This is a genomic window from Azospirillum melinis (assembly GCF_013340935.1).
In the GTDB taxonomy this organism is placed as follows: domain Bacteria; phylum Pseudomonadota; class Alphaproteobacteria; order Azospirillales; family Azospirillaceae; genus Azospirillum; species Azospirillum melinis.
Genome location: NZ_WHOS01000050.1, coordinates 15,436 through 37,239, shown reverse-complemented (window position 1 = coordinate 37,239; position 21,804 = coordinate 15,436). Strand labels below are relative to the sequence as shown.

The window sequence follows — 21,804 nt, the reverse complement described above, 5'->3', positions numbered from 1 at the left end:
GAAACGTCATGGACGGTATCCGCCCGGCCGCAGACTTGCGGTCGGTGGAATGGCCGTCAGGGGGTGCGGAGCCATGAGCCTGCATGTCGCCTTCGACGGCATCACCAAGGAATTCGGACCCGTACGGGTGTTGCACGGCGTCGGCTTCGACCTGCATCCGGGCCGGGTGCATGGGCTGCTGGGCGAGAACGGCGCCGGCAAATCGACGCTGATGAAGATCCTCGCCGGCTATCACGCGCCGACCTCCGGCACGCTCACCATCGATGGCGAAGCGGTGACGTTCCGGAACTCCCGTGACGCCGAACAGCGCGGCATCGTGCTGATCCACCAGGAACTCAGCCTCGCCGACGACCTGACCGTCGCGCAGAACATGTTCCTCGGCCACGAGATCAAGCGCGGCTGGCTGCTCGACGACCGCAAGATGCGCGAGCAGGCGGCCAACGCCCTGCGCCAGGTCGGCTTCGACCGCGATCCCGACACCAAGGTGCGCGACCTGATCGTCGCCGAGAAACAGCTGGTGGAGATCGCCAAGGCGCAGCTGCGCAACGCCCGCCTGCTGATCATGGACGAGCCGACGGCCAGCCTGACGCCATCGGAATGCGACCGGCTGTTCAGGCTGATCGACCGGCTGCGGCGGGACGGCGTCACCATCGTCTACATCTCGCACAAGCTGGACGAGGTCGAGCGCATCACCGACGAAGTGATCGTGATGCGCGACGGCCGTTTCGTCGCCCGAGCCCCCACCGCCGAGACGCCGCGCCAGCGCATGGCGACGCTGATGGTCGGGCGCGAACTGACCGACATGTTCCCGGACAAGCACATGCCGGCCCTCGGCAAGCCGCTGATGGCGGTGCGCGGCCTGACCGTTCCCGGCTGGGCGGAGGATGTGAGCTTCGACCTCCATCCCGGCGAGATCCTGGGTTTCGCCGGTCTGGTCGGCGCCGGCCGCACCGAACTGTTCGAAGGCATCCTGGGCCTTCGCCCGCGCAGCGGCGGTACGGTCGAGATCGAAGGCCGCCCGGTTCGCCTGCGCACCCCGCGCGAGGCGATGCGCAACGGCCTGACCTATCTCAGCGAGGACCGCAAGGGCAAGGGCCTGCACGTCAACATGGGGCTGCGCGACAACCTGACCCTGATGACGCTGCGCCACCATGCCCAGCCTCTGCTGTCGCCGGCCTCGGAGGATCGGGCGCTGGAGCATGCCATCGCGAATTTCGGCATCCGCGGCAACCCGCAGGGCACGGCATCGTCGCTGTCCGGCGGCAACCAGCAGAAGCTGGCCATCGCCAAGTTCCTGGAGCCCGACCCGCGCGTCTTCGTGCTGGACGAGCCGACCCGCGGCGTCGATGTCGGCGCCAAGCGGGACATCTATTTCCTGATCGCGCGGCTGGCCGCCGAAGGGCGCGGCGTGATCGTCATTTCATCGGAACTGATCGAACTGATCGGGCTCTGCCACCGGGTGATCGTGATGCGCGGGCGGCGCGTGACCGCGACCGTGCCCGCCGACCGGCTCAGCGAAGAGGAGTTGATTGCCCATGCCATCGGGACAGACATCGGCACCCACACCCGTCACTGAGGCCGGCACCGTGTCCACAGGCAAGCCCGCCCGCCGCTTCGACCCGCACCGCTTCGGCCCGGTCGTCGGGCTGGTGCTGCTGCTGATCGTCGGCACGGCGCTGAACCCGGATTTCGCCACCTGGGACAACATGATGAACGTGCTGACCCGCACGGCCTTCATCGGAATCATCTCCATCGGCATGTGCTTCGTCATCATCTCCGGCGGCATCGACCTGTCGGTCGGGTCGATGGCGGCACTGATCGCCGGCGGCATGATCCTGCTGATGAATGCGCTGGCCGGGTCGGTCGGCTCGCCGGTCGTCGTCGTGGCACTCGGCATGCTGTTCGCCCTGCTGCTGGGCGGCGGCTTCGGGCTGGCGCACGGCTATCTGGTCACACGCGGACGGATCGAGCCCTTCATCGTCACGCTGGGCACGCTCGGCATCTTCCGCGCCGTGCTGACCTGGCTGGCCGACGGCGGCGCCATCACGCTGGACAACGGCCTGTCGGATGCCTACGGCCCGGTCTATTACGGCAGCCTGCTCGGCATTCCGGTGCCGGTCTGGGTCTTCCTGGTGGTGTCGGTCGCCGGTGCCGTCCTGCTGAACCGCACCGCCTTCGGCCGCTATGTCCAGGCCATCGGCTCCAACGAGCAGGTCGCCCGCTTCGCCGCGGTGGATGTCGACCGGGTGAAGCTGCTGACCTACGGGTTGCTCGGCGTCTGCGTCGGCATCGCCACGGTGCTGTATGTGCCGCGCCTGGGTTCCGCCTCCCCCACGACCGGCCTGCTGTGGGAGCTGGAGGCCATCGCCGCGGTGATCGTCGGCGGCACCTCCTTCAAGGGGGGCGAGGGACGGATCGCCGGCACGGTGATCGGTGCGGTTCTGCTGTCGGTCATCAGCAACATCCTGAACCTGACCAGCATCATCAGCGTCTACCTGAACGCGGCGGTGCAGGGCTGCGTCATCATTGCCGTCGCCTTTTTGCAGCGCCGGCGTCCCTAAAAAACGAAGAGGAGGAGAAACGTCATGTCGGAAGTTGCGCGTTATTCCCGCCGCCTTGTCCTGGGCGCCGGTGTCGCCATGGCCGCGACGGTCGCCCTCGGCGCCGGTCTTGGCGGCGTCGCCTTCGCGGCGGACACGGTGAAGCTGGGCGTCAGCATCCCGGCCGCCACCCACGGCTTCACCGGCGGCATCGTCTGGTGGGCCAACCAGGCGAAGGCGGAGCTGGAAAAGGCTCACCCCAACCTGAAGATCACCGTCAAGACCGCCAGCGGCGCGCCGGAACAGGCGAACCAGCTCCAGGATCTGGTGACGGTGACCAAGATCGACTCGCTGGTCATCTTCCCCTTCGAATCCGCCGCCCTGACCCAGCCGGTGCTGCAGGCGAAGAAGAAGAACGTCTATGTCACCGTCGTCGACCGCGGCCTGACCGACCCCAGCGCCCAGGACGCCTACATCGCCGGCGACAACACCGCCTTCGGCCGCATCCCGGCGGAATACATCGCCAAGAACTACAACGGCAAGGCCAACATCGTGGCGCTGCGCGGCATCCCGACCACGCTCGACAACGAGCGCTGGGAAGCCTTCACCGGCGTGCTGAAGCAGTATCCCGACATCAAGATCCTCGATGGCAAATACGCCAACTGGAACCGTGACGACGCCTTCAAGGTGACGCAGGACTTCCTGACCCGCTTCAAGGACATCGACGTCGTCTGGGCCGCCGACGACGACATGGCCTTCGGCGTGCTGAAGGCCATCGAGCAGGCCAAGCGCACCGACATCAAGGAGGTGTTCGGCGGTGCCGGGTCCAAGACGATGGTGAAGACCATCCTCGACGGCTCCAACCCGCTGATCCACGCCGACGTGTCCTATTCGCCGAAGTTCATCTACGACGCCATCAAGATGACCGCCGAGGCGCGTCTGAAGGGCGACAAGCTGCCGGCAACCTACATCATCCCGTCGGCGCTGATCACCAAGGAGAACGCCAAGGAATTCTACTTCCCGGATTCGCCGTACTGATCCCTGGTTCGTCAGTCCCCCTGACCCTCCCCTCCTGGCGGGGGAGGGTCAGGGGGGACAGCCGCCAGCCGATACCTCCCCCCATCAGGGAGCCAGCCCCATGAAGACCATCAAAGGCCCCGCGATCTTCCTCGCCCAGTTCGCGGGCGACGCCGCACCCTTCAACTCGCTGGACGGCATCGCCCGCTGGGCTGCCGGCCTCGGCTTCAAGGGCGTGCAGATCCCCAGCTGGGACCGCCGCCTGTTCGACCTGCACAAGGCCGCGACCAGCAGCACCTATTGCGACGAGATCAAGGGCACGCTGGCCGATGCCGGCGTCGAACTGACCGAGCTGTCAACCCACCTCCAAGGCCAGCTCGTCGCCGTCCACCCCGCCTACGACGCGCTTTACGACGGCTTCGCCCCGGCGGAGGTCCATGGCCGTCCCGACGCCCGGCAGGCCTGGGCGGTGGAACAGCTCCACCTCGCAGCGAAGGCGTCGGCGAACCTCGGCCTGACCGCGCACGCCACCTTCTCCGGCGCGCTGGCCTGGCCTTATCTCTATCCGTGGCCGCAGCGTCCGCCCGGCCTGATCGAGACCGCCTTCGACGAACTGGCGAAGCGCTGGCGGCCGATCCTCGATGCCTTCGACGACGCAGGATGCGATCTCTGCTACGAGATCCACCCCGGCGAGGATCTGTTCGACGGCACCAGTTTCCAGATGTTCCTCGACCGGGTGGGCGGACATGAGCGCTGCAACATCCTGTTCGATCCCAGCCATTTCGTCCTCCAGCAGTTGGACTATCTCGGCTATATCGACGTGTTCCGCGACCGCATCCGCATGTTCCACGTCAAGGATGCGGAGTTCAATCCGACCCCCTGGCAGGGCGTCTATTCCGGCTATGCACCGTGGAAAGACCGCGCCGGGCGCTTCCGCTCGCTGGGCGACGGGCAGGTCGATTTCCGCGGCATCTTCTCCAAGCTGACCCAGTACGGCTTCGACGGCTGGGCGGTGCTGGAATGGGAATGCTGCATCAAGCATCCGGAACAGGGGGCCGCCGAAGGCGCCCGCTTCATCCAGGACCACATCATCCGCGTCACCGACCGCGCCTTCGACGATTTCGCCGATGCCGGCACCGACGAGGCGGCCAACCGCCGGATTCTCGGTCTGGGGAAAGGGGCATCATGAGCCCGGATCAAGCACCCGCGTCGTCAAGACGCTTAAGGCTCGGCATGGTCGGCGGCGGCCAGGGCGCCTTCATCGGTGCCGTCCACCGCATCGCCGCCCGTATCGACGACCGTTACGAACTGGTGGCCGGCGCCCTGTCCTCCAACCCTGAGCGGGCACGGGCCAGCGGGGCGGAGCTTTTTCTGGCGCCCGACCGCTGCTACGACGACTTCCACAGGATGGCGGCGGCCGAGGCCGCCCGCCCCGACGGCATCGACGCGGTCGCCATCGTCACGCCGAACCACCTGCATTATCCGGCGGCCAAGGCCTTCCTCGAGGCCGGCATCCACGTCATCTGCGACAAGCCTCTGGTCCACACGGTGGAGGAGGCGGAAGAGCTGGCCGCCCTGGTGCGCCAACGCGACCTTGTCTTCGTGCTGACCCACAATTACAGCGGCTATCCGATGATCCGGCAGGCACGCGCCATGGTGGCGTCGGGCATGCTGGGCCGGATCAGGGTGGTTCAGGCCGAATATGCCCAGGACTGGCTGGCGACCGACCTGGAGGCCAACGGCAATAAGCAGGCTTCCTGGCGCACCGACCCGGCGCAGAGCGGCATCGCCGGCTGCATCGGCGACATCGGCACCCACGCCTTCCATCTTGCGGAGTTCGTGACCGGGCTGCGCTGCACCGACCTCGCCGCCGATTTGACCGCCTTCGTGCCCGGCCGGCGGCTGGACGACAATGCCCACATCATGATGCGCTTCGACGGCGGCGCCCGCGGCATGCTTTGGGCCAGCCAGGTCTCCCCCGGCACCACCAACGGCCTGCGCCTGCGCGTCTTCGGCGAGACCGGCGGGCTGGAATGGCAGCAGGAACAGCCCAACGAGCTGCGCTTCACCCCGCTGGGCGAGCCGACCCGCACCCTGCTGCGCGCCGGTGCGGGAAGCCTGCCTGAGGCCAGCGGCATCTCGCGCACCCCGGCCGGTCATCCGGAGGGATATCTGGAAGGCTTCGCGCAAATCTACCGCGACGCCGCCGACCGCATCGCCGCCCGGCTGGACGGCCGCCCGGCCCCGGCGGACGTGCCGCTGCCGACGGTGGAGGACGGGGTGCGCGGCGTGCGCTTCATTCATGGCGCCGTCGAGTCCAGCCGCCGCGATGCTGCCTGGGTGTCGTTGGCGAACAAGGACGCGTAAACCGGAAAATTTTCCCGATCATCGCCCTCTCCCGCCCCGGGAGAGGGAGCTTGACCACCGCAAAAAGCCGGGCCCTTCGAAGGGGAACCGGCTTTTTTGCATTCCCGGCAGCGGGATGCGCAGAACCGGCAAAAGCCGTTCCGAAGAGGCAATCCCCCGCCCGGCCATTTCCCTAACATCCGTTCACCAAGACAGCCGGCGCCGGTCCTGCCGGCCCGGTCCCGAACGGACTTCGCATGACCACCCAGGATTTCCATCCGTCCCGCCGGACGGTCCTTTCCGGCAGCGCCGCCCTTGCCGTCGCGGGCAGCGGGATGCTGACCGCAGTCGCCGACACCGCCGTCGCCGCCGAAAAGACGGCCACCCGCCCAGACCAGACCAAAGGAACGAAACCCATGCTCCAGGGCAGCCACGTCACCACCAAGGACGGCGTCCAGATCTACGTCAAGCAGTGGGGGCCGCAGACCGGCCAGCCGGTGGTCTTCAGCCATGGCTGGCCGCTGACCGGCGACGCCTTCGAAGACCAGATGATGTTCCTGGCCCAGCACGGCTACCGCACCATCGCCCATGACCGTCGCGGCCACGGCCGGTCGTCGCAGCCGGGCTTCGGCAATGATCTCGACCATTACGCCGACGATCTGGCCGCGGTGACCGAGGCGCTGGACCTGAAGAACGCCGTCCATGTCGGCCACTCCACCGGCGGCGGCGAGGTCGCCCGTTACATCGGCCGCCATGGCGTGTCGCGCGTCGCCAAGGCGGTGCTGATCGGCGCCATCACGCCGATCATGGTGAAGACCGACTGGAACCCGGACGGCGTGCCGCTGGAGGTCTTCGACGGCATCCGCGCCAGTGTGAAGGCCGACCGGTCGCAGTTCTTCAAGGACCTGACCATCCCCTTCTACGGCTACAACCGGCCGGGCGCCAAGGTCTCGCAGGGCGTCATCGACAGCTTCTGGCTTCAGGGCATGATGGGCGGGCTGCAGGCCGAGTATGAGTGCATCAAGGCCTTCTCCGAGACCGACCAGCGCGACGATCTGAAGAAGATGATCGTCCCGACGCTGGTCCTGCACGGCGACGACGATCAGGTCGTCCCGCTCGCCACCACCGGCAAGGCCGCCGCGGCGATGCTGCCGAAGGGCACCCTCAAGGTCGTTCCCGGCGGTTCGCACGGCATGTGCACCACGCAAAAGGATCTCATCAACGAGGAACTGCTGGCCTTCATCCGCGCGTAACCGGGCGGCGGGACACTGTCATTATGGCGGCAACAATTATGTTCTGCACAGACTGATTGTCCCAACAGCTAGCCTCGTGCCATTGTCCTTTCAGACGGCGCCGCCGACGAAAACGGTAGCCAACCCCTTAAAAATCCACACGGAACAGGAAACGATCATGACCTTCAACGCCAAGTCGCTCATCAACGCCGACGACACCGTCTTCATCTTCATCGATCACCAGCCGCAGATGTCCTTCGGCGTGGTCAACATCGACCGCCAGCAGCTGAAGAACAACACCATCGCCCTGGCCAAGACCGCCAAGCTGTTCGGCGCCTCGACCATCGTGACCGCCGTGGAGACCGAGAGCTTCTCCGGCTACATCTGGCCGGAACTGATGGACGTCCTGAAGCAGGACCCCATCGAGCGCACCTCGATGAACAGCTGGGACTCCGAAGAGCTGGTGGCCGCGGTCAAGGCGACCGGCAAGAAGAAGCTGGTCATCGCCGCCTTGTGGACCGAGGCCTGCCTGCTCTACCCGACCCTGTGCGCCATCGAGGAAGGCTTCGAGGTCTACATCGTCACCGATTGCTCGGGCGGCACCTCCAAGGAGGCCCATGACGCCGCGGTCCGCCGCATGGAGCAGGCCGGCGCCCATTCCATCACCGCGGTCAACGTCCTCCTGGAAATCCAGCGCGACTGGGCCAAGCGCGAGAGCTATGACGGCGTCATGAACATCGTCCGCGAGCATTTCGGCGCCTACGGCATGGGCGTCGATTACGCCTACACCATGGTCCACAAGGCCCCGCAGCGCGGCGAATTCCCGCACAAGGTGGTCGGCGGCCTCAAGCACGAGCACGCCTGATCCAACATTGTCCGGTGCCCGGTTCCGGCCGGGCACCGGCCCTCATTTGACGGAACAGCTTCAGACCGGGAGTCCGGACCCATGATGCCCTATCTCCTTTCGGCCGGCGCCGGCATCCTGGTCGGCGTCATCTATGCGCTGATCGGCGTCCGTTCGCCGGCCCCGCCGACCATCGCGCTGATCGGACTGCTCGGCATGCTGGTCGGCGAACAGGTGGTGCCCGTCGTCAAGCGGCTGATCGCCGGCGAGCCGGTCGTCGCCTTCATCCAGACCGACTGCGCGCGCCATGTGCTGGGTCCGCATGCCGGCGTCGCCGCACCGCCGGTGGAGTCCGATCCGGCTGACAAGGGAGGGAAGGCATGACGCCTCCCCCCATCGACCGCCGGAAAGCGATGGCGGGAACCGCCGCCGCTTCCCTGCTAGCATCGCCGCTGCTGTCCACCCTCGCGTCCAGACCCGGGAATGCCGCCATGCCGAATTCCGCCACCCCGAATCAAGCCGCCGGCGATCTGATCCTCGTCAACGCCAAGGTCACCACGCTCGACCGCGCCAACCCGCAGGCCAGCGCCATCGCCATCCGCGACGGCCGCTTCCTTGCCGTCGGCACGGAGGCCGAGGTGCGCGCCGCGGCTCCCCAGGCGACGGTGATCGACGCCAAGGGCCGGCGGGTGATCCCCGGCCTGATCGACAGCCACATGCACATCATCCGCGGCGGCCTGAACTACAACATGGAGCTGCGCTGGGACGGCGTGCCGAGCCTCGCCGACGCCATGGCGATGCTGAAACAGCAGGCGGCCATCACCCCGGCGCCGCAATGGGTCCGCGTCGTCGGCGGCTTCACCGAGCACCAGTTCGCCGAAAAGCGCCTGCCGACCATCGAGGAGCTGAACGCCGCCGCTCCCGACACGCCGGTCTTCATCCTGCACCTCTACGACCGCGCCCTGCTGAATGCCGCGGCCCTGCGTGCCGTCGGCTATACCAAGGACACGCCGAACCCGCCAGGCGGCGAGATCGTGCACGACGCCGCCGGCAACCCGACCGGCCTGCTGCTGGCCCAGCCCAACGCGACGATCCTCTATTCGACGCTGGCCAAGGGGCCGAAGCTGCCGCCGGAATACCAGCTGAACTCGACCCGCCATTTCATGCGCGAGATGAACCGGCTGGGCGTGACCGGGGTGATCGACGCCGGTGGCGGCTACCAGAACTATCCCGACGACTATGCCATCGTCGAGAAGCTGCATGCCGACGGCGAGCTGACGCTGCGCATCAGCTACAACCTGTTCACCCAGAAGCCGAAGGAGGAGCTGGCCGACTTCGCCGGCTGGGCGTCGAAGGTGAAGCCGGGCGACGGCGACGACAGCTACCGCCACAACGGCGCCGGCGAGATGCTGGTCTATTCCGCCGCCGACTTCGAGGATTTCCGCGTCGCCCGCCCCGACATGCCGCCCAACATGGAAGGCGACTTGGAGCCGGTGATCCGCCTGCTGGCCGAGAACCGCTGGCCCTGGCGCCTGCATGCCACCTACGACCAGACCATCGGCCGTGCGCTCGACGTGTTCGAGAAGGTCAACCGCGACGTGCCCTTCGACGGGCTGCACTGGTTCTTCGACCACGCCGAGACGATCAGCGACCGCAACATCGACCGCATCGCCGCACTCGGCGGCGGCATCGCCGTCCAGCACCGCATGGCCTACCAAGGCGAATATTTCGTCGAGCGCTATGGCGCGAAGGCGGCGGAGCGGACCCCGCCGATTGCAAAGATGATGGCGGCCGGCCTGCCGGTCGGCGGCGGCACCGACGCCACCCGCGTCGCCAGCTACAACCCCTGGGTCTCGCTGTCCTGGCTGGTGACCGGCCGGACGGTGGGCGGGCTCAGCCTCTATCCGCGCGCCAATCTGCTGGACCGCGAGACGGCGCTGCGGCTGTGGACGGAGGCCAACACCTGGTTCTCCAACGAGCAGGGCAAGAAGGGTCAGATCAAGGCCGGCCAGCTCGCCGACCTCGCCGTGCTGTCCGATGACTTCTTCTCGGTGCCGGAGGACCGCATCGTCCACCTGACCTCCGTCCTGACCATGCTCGGCGGCGCCGTGGTCCATGGTGAGGGCGATTACGGCCCGCTGGCGCCGCAACTGCCCAAGCCGATGCCGGACTGGTCGCCGGTGCGGACCTTCGGCGGCTACTACAAGTCGGCCGACAGCGGTGCGAACAGCCAGCGTCAGGCGCTGGCCTCGGCCTGCGGCTGCGCCACCGGCTGCGGCGTCCACGGCCACGACCATGCCGCCGCCTACGCCGCCGACGTGCCGGCCGCCGACGTGCAGTCCTTCTGGGGTGCGCTCGGCTGCGGCTGCTGGGCGGTGTAACCACCTCTCCCCTGGAAATGGATCCCCCTCTCCCCCTGGGGAGAGGGGGGATTTCCCCCCAATCGGAACATCACCGCCATGACCCTCCGCTCCTTCGAACGCCCGGCGGAACGCATCGTCGACCGCATCCTCGACTGGGACGGCACATGGCTGCTTGCCCGGCTGGCTCTGGTCGGCGCCTACCTCCTCGGCGGTCTGGTCAAGCTCACCGACTGGCCGGGCGCCGTCGCCGAGCAGGCGCATTTCGGCCTCACCCCGCCCGCGCTCTGGGCGGCCCTGACCATCCTGGTCGAGCTGGTCGGCCCGCTGCTGATCCTGCTGGACCGGGCGCTGTGGCTGGGTGCCGGCGCCCTCGGCGTCTTCACCGTTCTCGCCGCCCTGATCGCCAATGATTTCTGGACGATGGCCGGACCGGAGCGCTTCATGGCGACCAACGCCTTCTTCGAACATATCGGGCTGGTCGGCGGCTTCGCGCTCGCCGCGATCGTCTCGCGGATGCGCCGCCGCCTGGGTATAAACCGCTAAGCGAAGGAAAGCGCACCGCCCTCATCGCCATCCACTATAACAGCACAGCGGACCCCCAGCATGTCGCCATCCGGTCAGTTCGAACTTGTCCTCGGCCTGATGGCGGCGATCATCGTGCTGGAACTTGCGGCCAAGCGGTTGCGCATGCCGCCATCCGCCGTTCTGGTGCTGGGCGGCATCGCGCTCGCCCTGATTCCCGGCCTGCCGGAGATCACGCCCGATCCCGACCTGACCCTGCTGCTGTTCCTGCCGCCGCTGCTGTTCGCCAGCGCCTATTTCACGGTGTGGAGCGATTTCCGCGCCAACCTGCGCATCATCCTGCAACTGGCTGTCGGGGCGGTCGCCTTCACCACGCTGGCGGTCGGGGTTGCCGCCCATCTGGTGATGCCGTCGCTGCCCTGGGCGGCCTGCTTCACCCTCGGCGCCATCCTGTCGCCACCCGACGCGGTCGCCGCCAAGGCGGCGCTGAAGGGTTTGCCGCTGCCGCCACGCATCGTCACCCTGCTGGAGGGCGAAAGCCTGGTGAACGACGCCACCGGGCTGGTTCTGTTCCGCATCGCCATCGCGGCCGGGATGACCGGCACCTTCGAGGCCGGCCATGCCTCGCTGGAGTTCCTGTGGCTCGCCATCGGCGGTGTCGTGGCCGGCGTGGTCTTCGGCCACATCGCGGCACTGCTGCTGGGGCGCCTGCGCGACGTGCCGCTCAGCATCGTCGGCGGCTTCCTCGCCGCCTGGGGCAGCTATCTGGGCGGGGAGGCCCTGGAGGTGTCGGGCGTGCTCGCCACCGTCGGCTGCGGTCTGGTGATGGGCCGCCGCCAGCACGACCTGTTCACCGCGCAGTTGCGCACCCATGCCAACGCCGTGTGGGCGGTGGCGGTGTTCCTCATGGAATCGATGGTCTTCATCATCATCGGCCTGTCGCTCCGCGGCGTGCTGGGCCGGCTGGAGGCCGCCGGTACCGGCCTGACCGACCTGCTGCCGATGATCGTCGCCGTCACACTGGCGATGATCCTGTCGCGCTTCGCCTGGCTCTTCCCCTCGACCTACCTGCCCCGTTTCCTGTTCCCAAACTTGCGGCGGCGCGATCCCTACCCGTCGGTGGCGGTGCCGGTGATCATGGGCTGGGCGGCGATCCGCGGCGTGGTCAGCCTTGCCGTCGCCCTGTCGGTGCCGGTGGAGTTTCCCGGCCGCGACATCATCCTGGCGACCACCTGGGCGGTGATCCTGGTGTCGATCCTGGGGCAGGCGACCACGCTCGCCCCGCTGATCCGCAGGATGCGGCTGGGCGGCTTTACGCTGGAGCGCCGCCCGACCCTGTCGGAATCCGAAGCCCGCATCCGCATGGCCCGCGCGGCGCTGGAAGCGGTGCGCGAGCGGTCGGACACGGCCGACGGACGCCAGCGCCACCCGCGCCTGCTCGAACAGTATGGCCACCGCGCAACGATGGCCGAGCGCTTCCACGAGAGCGAAGGCATGCTGGCGGAGGACCGGCGCGAGCATTTCGCCGCCGTCCTGGCCGCCAACCGCGCCGCCCGCACGGAGATCCTCGGCCTGCACCGCGGCGGCCGCATCCATGACACGGTGCTGCACCGGCTGGAAGCGGAGCTGGATCTGGAGGAACTCAGCGCCGAACAGGCGCTGGCGGAGGGGGAGGCTGCGGGGTGAGTGCATAATTTCCCTCTCCCGCCCCGGGAGAGGGCGATTACATGCCCCCCTACGCCGCCTCGCCCACCGGGGCCGGCTTCGCCGCGCGCAGGATCATGCCGAACAGATCGCGCGGCTCGTCCGGATCGGCCAGCATGTCCAGATTCTCGTAGAGCCCCGTCCCCGCCACCTTGTCGCGGACATAGCGCAGGGCGGAGAAATCCTCCGTCGCGAAGCCGACCGAGTCGAACAGCGTGATCTGCCGCGCGTCGCGCCGCCCCACCGCCTGCCCGGTCATCACCGTCCACAGCTCCGTCACCGGATGGTCGGGGGCGAGCTGCTGGATCTCGCCCTCGATCCGCGTCTGCGGCGGATATTCGACGAAGATGTCCGACCGCAGCAGGATGTCGCGGTGCAGTTCCGTCTTGCCGGGGCAGTCGCCACCGACCGCGTTGATGTGCACCCCCGCCCCGACCATGTTGTCGGTCAGGATGGTGGCATACTGCTTGTCGGCGGTGACGGTGGTGATGATCTGCGCCCCCTCCACCGCCTCCTCGGTCGATTTGCAGGCGGTGATCTCGAAGCCCTGGTCGCGCAGGTTGCGCACGCATTTCTGCGTCGCCACCGGGTCGATGTCGTAAAGCCGCAGTTTCCGGATGCCCAGCAGCGCCTTGAAGGCCAGCGCCTGGAATTCCGCCTGCGCCCCGTTGCCGATGATCGCCATGCAGGCGGCATCCTTCGGCGCCAGATGCTTGGCCGCGACGGCGGAGGTGGCGGCGGTGCGCAGCGCCGTCAGGATGGTCATCTCCGTCATCAGCACGGGATAGCCGTTGCCGACATCGGCCAGCACGCCGAAGGCAGTGACGGTCTGCCGCCCCTCCCGTGTGTTCTTCGGATGACCGTTGACATACTTGAAGCCATAGGTGCGGCCGTCGCTGGTCGGCATCAGTTCGATCACGCCCTCCGCACTGTGCGAGGCGACCCGCGGAGTCTTGTCGAAGCTCTCCCAGCGGCGGAAATCCTCCTCCACATAGGCCGACAGCTCGGTCAGGAAGCGTTCCACACCGATGTGCAGCACCAGCTTCATCATGTGGTCGACGCTGACGAAGGGAACGAGGTTCAGGTTCGGGATCATGATCGGGCGCTCCATTCGCTCAGAAGCTGCGGGTGGGGTAGTCGAGAACGCGGCGCCCCATCAGGCTGGCCAGCAGTTCCACCATCAGGGTCGCAGTGCGGCCGCGCTCGTCCAGGAAGGGGTTCAGCTCGACCAGATCGACGCTGCTGACCAGACCGGTGTCGTGCAGCATCTCCATGATCAGATGGGCTTCGCGGAAGGTGGCGCCGCCGGGGACCGTGGTGCCGACGCCGGGCGCGATGCCGGGATCGAGGAAGTCCACGTCCAGGCTGACATGCAGCAGCCCGTCCGCCTCCACCACCCGCTCCAGGAACGGGCGCAGCAGGGCGACGATGCCGTGCTCGTCGATCTTGCGCATGTCGTGGATGGTGATGCCCGAGGTCTCCAGCGCCCGCCGTTCGGCCGGATCGACGCTGCGGATGCCCATCATGCAGACATTGTGCGGGTCGAGCCGGGCGGGTGGCGGCGGGAAATAGCCGTCGAAGCCGGCTAGCCCGGTGGCGTAGGCCATCGGCACGCCATGCAGATTGCCGCTCTCCGTCGTCTCCAGCGTGTGGAAATCCGGATGGGCGTCGAGCCACAGCACGAACAGCGGGCGCCGCATCTCGGCGGCGCGCTGCGCCAGCCCGGTCAGGGTGCCGGCGGCAAGGCTGTGGTCGCCGCCCATGAAGATCGGCATGGCGTCCTGACCGGCGCTCGCCTCGTACGCGACCTGGGTGAGTGCCGCGGTCCAGCCCGCCACCTCCGGCAGGAATTTCAGCGCGGCATTGCCGTGCGCCATCGGCCGTTGCGGCCGCGGCGCCACGTTGCCCAGGTCGGTCACACTGTGGCCCAGCTCCGACAGCGCCTTGGCGATGCCGGCGGTGCGGTAGGCGCTGGGTCCCATTTCGCAGCCAAGCCGGCCCGCCCCATCCTGCACCGGCACGCCGACCAGCCGGCACTGCTTCGTTTTGGTCTTGTGGTAGGACATTGTTTGGTCTCTTGCCTGTTCCTCTCACCAGCAAACCACAGGCGTCCGGCGGAACGGACAGGGCAATTTGACAAATGTCGCCAATCTGCCTACCAAACTGAACAGCCAAGCTTGCCAGAATGTCGGGAGGCCTACGACCATGACGCTCGACCAGCTCGATGAGAAGCTCATCACCCTGCTGCGCCATGACGGCCGCCGCAGCATTTCCGACCTCGCCATCGAACTCGGCGTCTCGCGGGCGACGGTGCGCTCGCGGATGGAGCGGTTGGAAAGCTCCGGCATCATCACCGGCTACACCGTGATCCTGCGTGCCGACACGGTGGAGGCGCCGGTGCGCGGCATCATGCTGATCGAGGTCGAGGGGCAGGCGACGGACCGGGTCGTCCGCACGCTCAGCGGCTTCCCCGAAATCATGGAAATCCACAGCACCAACGGGCGCTGGGATCTGATCGTGGAATTGTCGGCCGGCAGCCTGCCGGAATTCGACGGCGTGCTGCGCCGCATCCGCCTGATCCCCGGCATCACCACCAGCGAGACCAACCTGCTGCTGAACACCCCGCGCAGCACCCGCGCCCGGCTGTAGGCCAACCCGGAATTACCGCCATGGAGTTGCCAATTTGGGCAGCCATGGCTTTCATTCTGGCAAGTTCGCCCGATTCTTCTGTCACTTTTTCATCTTCCAGCCGCCAGCTGCTTCGCTGATGCTCCGTGTCCCCAACGAAATCGGGACGCCGCATGGACCAGCATCGCATCGCCATCGATCCTCTCGCCAGCGTCGAACAGGACGGGCCGGCCCACCGCCACCCTCCCTCCAACCCCGCCGCCGCGGTCGCCGTCCAGGCGGACGGGCTGCACAAGCGGTTCGGAAAGCTGGAGGTGCTGAAGGGCGTGTCGCTGACCGCCCGCGAGGGCGACGTCATCACGTTGATCGGCTCGTCCGGCTCGGGCAAGAGCACGTTGTTGCGCTGCATCAACATGCTGGAAGTGCCCGACGAAGGGCGCGTCACCATCTGCGGTGAGACCATCGCGATGAAGACGGCGCGCGGACGGACCCTGCCGGCCAATTCCCGTCAGGTCGACCGCATCCGCACCAGCCTCGGCATGGTGTTCCAGAACTTCAACCTCTGGAGCCACATGACCATCCTGGAGAATGTGATCGAGGCGCCGGTCCATGTCCTGGGCGTGCCGAAGGGCGAGGCCATCGACCTCGCGCGCAGCCTGCTCGACAAGGTCGGCATCCTGGGCAAGGCCGACTGCTACCCGGTCCAGCTGTCGGGCGGGCAGCAGCAGCGCGCCGCCATCGCCCGCGCCCTTGCCATGCAGCCCAAGGTGATGCTGTTCGACGAGCCGACCTCGGCGCTCGACCCCGAACTGGTCGGCGAGGTGCTGCGCGTGATCCGACAGCTCGCGGACGAAGGTCGCACCATGATCCTGGTGACGCACGAGATGGACTTCGCCCGCGAGGTCTCGTCGAAGGTCGTCTTCCTCCACCAGGGCCGGATCGAGGAGGAAGGAGCACCCGACAGGGTGCTGACCAATCCGGAGTCCGACCGCGTGCGCCAGTTCCTGTCCCGCCATCTCTCCGCCGCCTGAGTCTGCCGCCCAAAAGGGGGGTGCGCCACACAAGCGCAGGCATCCCGGCTTTCGCGACGATGACGGCCGACGGACGCCTGTGCCAAAGTCCGCCGTTCCGCCGCCGGTACGGATCGCAAGAGCCGGACCCGAGCGGACAAACGAACACAGGATACCAACCAATGAAGAAGATCCTTTTGGCCCTGGTGCTGGGCGCCCTGGCCGCCGGCAGCGCCGTTCCGGCGGTGGCGAAGGATGCAAAGAAGATCCGCATCGCGTCCGAAGGCGCCTTCGCGCCGTGGAACGGCATGGATTCGTCAGGCAAGCTGGTCGGCTTCGAAATCGACCTCGCCTGGGACCTGTGCAAGCGCATCGAAGCCGACTGCGAGCTGGTGGCGATGGATTGGGACGGCATGATCCCGTCGCTGCAGCAGGGCAAGATCGACGCCATCATGGCCGGCATGACCATCACTGACGAGCGCAAGAAGGTCATCGCCTTCGCCGGCCCCTACGGCACCGAGCAATCCACCTTCGCCACCCTGAAATCCTCCAAGCTGGCCGGTGCCGGCGTCGGCGCCGAGCGCGTCGACCTTGCCGACGAGGCCGCTGCCAAGCCGGCGGTCGCCAAGCTGGCGGAGCTGCTGAAGGGCAAGACGATAGGCGTCCAGACATCGACCATCCAGGTCGATTTCCTCGAGAAGTATCTGCCGGACGTGACCGTGCGCAATTACGACAAGATCGACAACGCCGCCATCGATCTGGCCGCCGGCCGCGTCGACGCCATCTTCGGCGACCGCTCGCCGGTCGAGGCGCTGATGCGCGCCGCCGGCAACGACACGATGACGCTGTTCGGCCCGGCGATGACGCGCGGCGTGCTGGGCGAGGGCATGGGCGTCGGCCTGCGCAAGGCCGATGCGGAGCTGAAGGGCCGTCTCGACAAGGCCATCGCCGATGCCAACAAGGACGGCACCATCGCGACCCTGAGCCAGAAGCATTTCGGCTACGACGTTTCGGTGCGGTGATCCCGATGCTGGACCTCCTCGACTCCGGGCTCACCTCCGGGCTGCACGGCTGGGGGCCGCAGCTCCTGTCCGGGACGGCGATGACCATCGCGGTCGCACTGTCGTCCTTCCTGCTGGGTCTCGCCTTCGGGGCCGCCGGCGCCGCCGCCAAGCTCAGCGACAGCCTGGTGTTGAGGGGTCTGGCGGAGCTTTACACCACCGCCGTGCGCGGCGTGCCCGAACTGCTGGTGATCTACCTGCTGTTCTTCGGCGGTTCGGGCATGATCATGGCGGTGGCCGGAATCTTCGGCTATGGCGGCCTCATCGAGCTGAACGCCTTTTCCATCGGCGTCGCCGCCGTCGGCCTGATCTCCGGCGCCTATTCGACCGAGGTCATCCGCGGCGCCGTCAAATCGGTGCCCTACGGCCAGATCGAGGCGGCGCGGGCCTGCGGCATGGGCCGCTGGCGCATCCTGCGCCGGGTTCTGGTGCCGCAGACCCTGCGCTTCGCCCTGCCCGGCCTGGGCAATGTCTGGCAGCTGACGCTGAAGGACACCGCGCTCATCTCCGTCACCGCCCTGGCCGAGATCATGCGCGTCGCCCACACCGCCGCCGGCTCCACCCGGCAATCCTTCCTGTTCTACAGCGTCGCCGCACTGCTGTACCTCGCGCTGACCACCGTCTCGACGACGGCGTTCCAGCAGGCCGAGCGCTATGCCAGCCGCGGCGTGCGGAGGGCCTGACGATGAACTGGACCTTGATGTGGGACAGCCTGCCGCGCCTTCTGGCGGCCCTGCCCCTGACCTTGCAGCTGGTGGCGCTGGCGCTCGCCTTCGGGGCCGTTCTGGCCTTCGCCACCGCGCTCCTGCGCCTGTCCGGCAACCGGGTGGCGGTGGCCCTGACCTCGGCCTACACCTTCGTTTTCCGCGGCACGCCGCTGCTGGTGCAGATCTTCCTGATCTATTACGGCCTCAGCCAGATCGACCTCATCCGCGACAGTTTCCTCTGGCCCGTCCTCAGCCAGCCGATGTGGTGCGCCATCCTGGCGCTGGCGCTCAACACCGGCGCCTACACCTCGGAGATCCTGCGCGGCGCCATCGAGACGGTGCCGCAGGAGCAGGTGGAAGCGGCACGGGCCTGCGGCATGTCGCGGGTGCGGCTGTTCCGCCGCATCGTCCTGCCGGTGGCGATCCGCCAGATGTTGCCGGCCTACGGCAACGAGGTGATTTTGATGGTGAAGGCCAGCTCGCTCGCCAGCACCATCACGATGATGGAGATCACCGGCGTCGCGCGGCGGATGATCGCCCAGACCTTCGCGGTCTTCGAGATCTTCATCGTCGCCGGCATCCTCTACCTGCTGATCAACTTCGTCGCCACCCGCCTGATCAAGCACGCGGAATGGCGCACGACTCCCTATCTGCGGGCGCGGGCCTGACGCGCGGCATTCATGCTATCCTGCCGTCCGGCCCCGACTGCAACAGCAACAGCAACCGGACGACATGACCCCGGACGACATGACCAGCGCCGTCAGCGACCAGGACCGCCTGATTCCGGCCGATCTCGGCCGTCTCTACGTGAAGGATTGGACGCCCGCCCGGGCCGGCGGGCTGCCGCCGATCCTGCTGTTCCACGATTCGCTCGGCTGCGTCGATCTCTGGCGCAGCTTCCCGGCCCGCCTTGCCGCCGCGACCGCAAGGCGGGTCATCGCCTATGACCGGCTGGGCTTCGGCCGCTCCGATCCCCACCCCGGCACCCTGCCCCGCGATTTCGTCGCCGCGGAGGCGCGGGACACCGTCCCCCTCCTGCTCGACAGGTTCGGCATCGGCGATTTTGTCGTCTGCGGCCACAGCGTCGGCGGCGGCATGGCGGTGGAAACGGCGGCGCGCTTCCCCTCCCGCTGCCGCGCGCTGGTGACCATCGCAGCACAGGCCTTCGTCGAGGAGCGCACGCTGGACGGCATCCGCGAGGCCAGGCAGGGCTTCCAGGATCCAGCCCATTTGGCCCACCTGGCGAGATACCAGGGCGACAAGGCGCGCTGGACGGTCGATGCCTGGACCGAAAGCTGGCTGTCCCCGGCCTTCGCCGACTGGACCCTGGACGCCGCCCTGGCGGAGGTCCGCTGCCCGGTTCTGGCCCTGCATGGCGACCGCGACGAGTATGGCTCGGCCCAGCACCCCGCCCGCATCGCCGCCGGCCGCGGGACCGTCCGCCTCCTGCCCGACACCGGCCACGTCCCGCACCGCGAATGCGAAGAGGAGGTGGTGGAGGCGATCCGGTCTTTCCTCAGCGAACTCCTCAGCGAACCCTGACGCCCGCCCCGTCCGCCGCCAGCGCCGCCTCCAGCAGCTCCGCAAGCTCCCCAACCCGGTAGGGCTTCGGCAGCACCCGCACCCCGTCGATCCGGGCGATGTCCTCGCTGTAGCCGGTGGTCAGCACCACCGGCAGGCCGGGCCGCAGGCGCCGGGCGGTGTGGGCCAGATCGATGCCGTTCATCGCCCCCGGCATCACCACGTCGCTGAACAGGATGTCGATCCGCAGGGCCCGGTCGTTCAGCAGCCCCAGCGCCTCCTCGGCATTGCCGGCGCGCAGAACGGCATAGCCCATCTCGTCGAGCGCTGCCGCCACCATGCTGCCGACGATGGGGTCGTCCTCCACCAGCAGCAGGCGCCGGCCGGCCCCGCGCGCGGTGTCCAGCGCCCGCTCCTTCGCGGGTGCGGCCACCGGCTTGACCGTCCGCGGCAGGAACAGCGAGACGGCGGTGCCCTGGCCGGGCGCGCTGTCGATCTCCACCCGGCCCGACGACTGGCGGGTGAAGCCATACACCTGCGCCAGCCCGAGGCCGGAGCCCTTGCCGACCTCCTTGGTGGTGAAGAAGGGTTCGAAGACGCGGGCCTTTACCTCCGGCTCCATCCCGGTGCCGGTGTCGCTGACCGTCACCTGCACCAGATCGCCGCTGGCACCGTCAGCCGGCCGGTTGCGGGCGGTAACGCGCAGCCGCCCGCCTTCGGGCATGGCATCGCGCGCATTGACGGCGAGGTTCAGGATCGCCAGTTCGAACTGGGTCGGATCGACCTCCACCGGCCACAGCCCCGGCTCCACCTGCGTCTCCAGCGTGATGTCGGCGCGGATGGCGCGGGTCAGCAGGTCGGCCATGCCCAGCAGCCGGTCGCGGACATCCATCGGCTCCGGCCGCAAGGTCTGGCGGCGGGCAAAGGCCATCAGCTGCTGCACCAGCTTGGCGCCGCGGTCGATGGCCTGCTGTCCGGTTTCCAGCAGCGGCTGGATCGACGGCTCCTTCGCCCGCCGCCCGACCAGCTGAAGGCAGCTGGCCAACGCCTGGAGCAGGTTGTTGAAATCATGGGCGATGCCGCCGGTCAGCTGGCCCATCGCCTCCATCTTCTGGCTCTGGCGCAGGGCGGCCTCGACCTTCTCGCGTTCGGCGATCTCGGCGTTCAGCGCCCTGTTGGCGGCGGACAGGTCGCGCGCCCGTTCCGCCAGATCGTGGTTCGCCCTCGTCAGCGCCGCCTGCGCCGCGCCAAGCACCAGCACGATCAGCAAGGTCATCGCCAGCAGAAGCGCCATGCCGACATAGCGTTCGGCCCGGCGGGCGAAGGGTTCCATCTGCGTGCGCAGCGACACGCTGCCGATGGCGCGTCCATCCTGCATGACCATGACGGTCACCGTCAGATGGTCGCCGTCGAAATGATGCCCCGGCGGCTCGGCGGTTTGCTGCATCGGCGCCATCCCGCCGGCGGTGTAGCTGGCGAACAGCGCCCCGCTGCCGTCATAGACGCCGGCCGCCTCGAACTCCGGGCTGGCGGACAGCGCCGCAAGATACTCGCTGGCGGAGGCCCGGTCGTTGAAGCTCAACGCCGCGGTGACGGTCGCCGCCAGGATCCGCGTCTGCACCTCCACGTCGCCCGCCCGCTCGTCGCGATAGGCGTTTTCGCTGGCCAGCGCCATCAGCCCGCCGGCAACCAGCAGGACAATCACCGCCAGCGCGGTCAGGCGCGGCGTGTGGCGCCAGAATCCGGCCAGATCGGTCACGTTCCGCTCTCCTGCTTCCTCATGGCCGCACCGACAGACTCATCAGCTTGGAGCTGATCGCCAGCCGGTTGCCCTGGGCTGCCGCCGCGTCGATGACGAAACGGACCCGGTCCTCCTGCAACACGAAGGTGATAACCGCGCCGGCGGCCGATCCGCCCGGCACATCGGCATCGCTGACCGTCAGAACAGGCTCGCCGCGCAGCCGGTCCATCGGCATCGTCCCATACAGCAGATGGCAGCCCGACCCTTTTTCGAACTGCTGCCGGCGCATCAGCTCGATCGGCCGTCCGCCGGCCCTCTGTCCGGCGACAGCCCGGTCCAGCAAGTCGCCGAACGGGTCCGGCCCTTCCACGCAGAGGCGGAACGGGCTGTCCGCCGCGGCGAAGGCCCCCGGCGGCCAGGCGACGAAGGCGATGAACTTGTAGAGAAAGGTTGCCTTCACCGCCGCCTCCAGCGGCTCGGCCGATGCGCCCGTCGCCGGCCCGCCCGCCAGCACCAGAAGCAGGCTCAGCGCCAGCGGACTGCACCAGCGCAGCGGCCGCTCCTCCAT

The 21,804-nt window shown here is 68.0% G+C and carries 21 protein-coding genes; 17 read left to right on the top strand and 4 right to left on the bottom strand.

All coding sequences use genetic code 11. From position 1 onward, the window contains the following. Positions 1 to 73: 73 nt before the first annotated feature. The 11 genes from GBZ48_RS27175 to GBZ48_RS27125 all read left to right on the top strand — a co-directional run bounded on the left by GBZ48_RS27175 (position 74) and on the right by GBZ48_RS27125 (position 12,550). Positions 74 to 1,576: a sugar ABC transporter ATP-binding protein gene (locus GBZ48_RS27175; RefSeq protein WP_174473885.1), complete on the top strand. Its 1,503-nt coding sequence runs from the start codon at positions 74 to 76 to the stop codon at positions 1,574 to 1,576. 10 nt (positions 1,577 to 1,586) lie between these two features. After that, a complete protein-coding gene (locus GBZ48_RS27170; RefSeq protein WP_343049690.1) occupies positions 1,587 to 2,561 on the top strand; it encodes an ABC transporter permease in 975 nt (324 codons plus the stop codon). Between the two features lie 24 nt (positions 2,562 to 2,585). Next, on the top strand, positions 2,586 to 3,578 hold the full coding sequence (locus GBZ48_RS27165) for a substrate-binding domain-containing protein (RefSeq protein WP_174473883.1): 993 nt from the start codon (positions 2,586 to 2,588) through the stop codon (positions 3,576 to 3,578). A 100-nt stretch (positions 3,579 to 3,678) separates the two neighbouring features. Beyond that, the gene (locus GBZ48_RS27160; protein WP_174473882.1) at positions 3,679 to 4,746 is read left to right on the top strand and encodes a sugar phosphate isomerase/epimerase family protein; all 1,068 of its coding nucleotides are present in this window, start codon (positions 3,679 to 3,681) and stop codon (positions 4,744 to 4,746) included. Then, on the top strand, positions 4,743 to 5,924 hold the full coding sequence (locus GBZ48_RS27155) for a Gfo/Idh/MocA family protein (protein WP_174473881.1): 1,182 nt from the start codon (positions 4,743 to 4,745) through the stop codon (positions 5,922 to 5,924). The genes GBZ48_RS27160 and GBZ48_RS27155 overlap by 4 nt, the downstream gene beginning before the upstream one ends. A gap of 236 nt (positions 5,925 to 6,160) precedes the next feature. Then, positions 6,161 to 7,156: an alpha/beta fold hydrolase gene (locus GBZ48_RS27150; RefSeq protein ID WP_174473880.1), complete on the top strand. Its 996-nt coding sequence runs from the start codon at positions 6,161 to 6,163 to the stop codon at positions 7,154 to 7,156. A gap of 157 nt (positions 7,157 to 7,313) precedes the next feature. Further along, positions 7,314 to 8,000 carry a hydrolase gene (locus GBZ48_RS27145; RefSeq protein ID WP_174473879.1) on the top strand — a complete coding sequence of 229 codons (687 nt, stop codon included), beginning with the start codon at positions 7,314 to 7,316 and terminating at the stop codon, positions 7,998 to 8,000. A gap of 81 nt (positions 8,001 to 8,081) precedes the next feature. Then, entirely contained in the window at positions 8,082 to 8,363 is a 282-nt protein-coding gene (locus tag GBZ48_RS27140; RefSeq protein ID WP_174473878.1) for a XapX domain-containing protein, read from the top strand. Further along, on the top strand, positions 8,360 to 10,360 hold the full coding sequence (locus GBZ48_RS27135; protein WP_174473877.1) for an amidohydrolase: 2,001 nt from the start codon (positions 8,360 to 8,362) through the stop codon (positions 10,358 to 10,360). The genes GBZ48_RS27140 and GBZ48_RS27135 overlap by 4 nt, the downstream gene beginning before the upstream one ends. Positions 10,361 to 10,438: 78 nt before the next feature. After that, on the top strand, positions 10,439 to 10,885 hold the full coding sequence (locus GBZ48_RS27130) for a DoxX family protein (protein ID WP_174473876.1): 447 nt from the start codon (positions 10,439 to 10,441) through the stop codon (positions 10,883 to 10,885). A 60-nt stretch (positions 10,886 to 10,945) separates the two neighbouring features. Continuing rightward, positions 10,946 to 12,550, top strand: a complete 1,605-nt coding sequence (locus tag GBZ48_RS27125) for a Na+/H+ antiporter (protein ID WP_174473875.1) — start codon at positions 10,946 to 10,948, stop codon at positions 12,548 to 12,550. A gap of 49 nt (positions 12,551 to 12,599) precedes the next feature. Here GBZ48_RS27125 and GBZ48_RS27120 read toward each other — a convergent pair whose 3' ends face one another. Next, positions 12,600 to 13,664 (bottom strand): ornithine cyclodeaminase, encoded by a 1,065-nt coding sequence (locus GBZ48_RS27120; RefSeq protein WP_209798406.1) that lies wholly within the window; start codon positions 13,662 to 13,664, stop codon positions 12,600 to 12,602. 19 nt (positions 13,665 to 13,683) lie between these two features. After that, positions 13,684 to 14,634, bottom strand: a complete 951-nt coding sequence (rocF, locus tag GBZ48_RS27115) for an arginase (protein ID WP_174473874.1) — start codon at positions 14,632 to 14,634, stop codon at positions 13,684 to 13,686. A 139-nt stretch (positions 14,635 to 14,773) separates the two neighbouring features. Between rocF and GBZ48_RS27110 the strand changes: the two genes are divergently transcribed. The 6 genes from GBZ48_RS27110 (at position 14,774) to GBZ48_RS27085 (ending at position 19,516) form a co-directional block, all read left to right on the top strand. Then, on the top strand, positions 14,774 to 15,217 hold the full coding sequence (locus GBZ48_RS27110; protein ID WP_098736358.1) for an Lrp/AsnC family transcriptional regulator: 444 nt from the start codon (positions 14,774 to 14,776) through the stop codon (positions 15,215 to 15,217). 152 nt (positions 15,218 to 15,369) lie between these two features. After that, positions 15,370 to 16,227, top strand: a complete 858-nt coding sequence (locus tag GBZ48_RS27105; RefSeq protein ID WP_174473873.1) for an ABC transporter ATP-binding protein — start codon at positions 15,370 to 15,372, stop codon at positions 16,225 to 16,227. 161 nt (positions 16,228 to 16,388) lie between these two features. Beyond that, entirely contained in the window at positions 16,389 to 17,228 is an 840-nt protein-coding gene (locus tag GBZ48_RS27100; protein WP_174473872.1) for a transporter substrate-binding domain-containing protein, read from the top strand. A 5-nt stretch (positions 17,229 to 17,233) separates the two neighbouring features. Next, entirely contained in the window at positions 17,234 to 17,950 is a 717-nt protein-coding gene (locus GBZ48_RS27095) for an ABC transporter permease (RefSeq protein ID WP_174473871.1), read from the top strand. A 2-nt stretch (positions 17,951 to 17,952) separates the two neighbouring features. Further along, positions 17,953 to 18,642 (top strand): ABC transporter permease, encoded by a 690-nt coding sequence (locus tag GBZ48_RS27090; RefSeq protein WP_174473870.1) that lies wholly within the window; start codon positions 17,953 to 17,955, stop codon positions 18,640 to 18,642. A gap of 64 nt (positions 18,643 to 18,706) precedes the next feature. Further along, on the top strand, positions 18,707 to 19,516 hold the full coding sequence (locus GBZ48_RS27085; protein WP_246307492.1) for an alpha/beta fold hydrolase: 810 nt from the start codon (positions 18,707 to 18,709) through the stop codon (positions 19,514 to 19,516). Here the strand turns inward: GBZ48_RS27085 and GBZ48_RS27080 are convergent. Together GBZ48_RS27080 and GBZ48_RS27075 are read right to left on the bottom strand one after the other, a co-directional pair. Further along, positions 19,503 to 21,254, bottom strand: a complete 1,752-nt coding sequence (locus GBZ48_RS27080) for an ATP-binding protein (protein ID WP_343049689.1) — start codon at positions 21,252 to 21,254, stop codon at positions 19,503 to 19,505. The two genes, GBZ48_RS27085 and GBZ48_RS27080, sit on opposite strands and share 14 nt — an antisense overlap. Positions 21,255 to 21,273: 19 nt before the next feature. Then, entirely contained in the window at positions 21,274 to 21,804 is a 531-nt protein-coding gene (locus GBZ48_RS27075) for a YfiR family protein (protein WP_174473869.1), read from the bottom strand.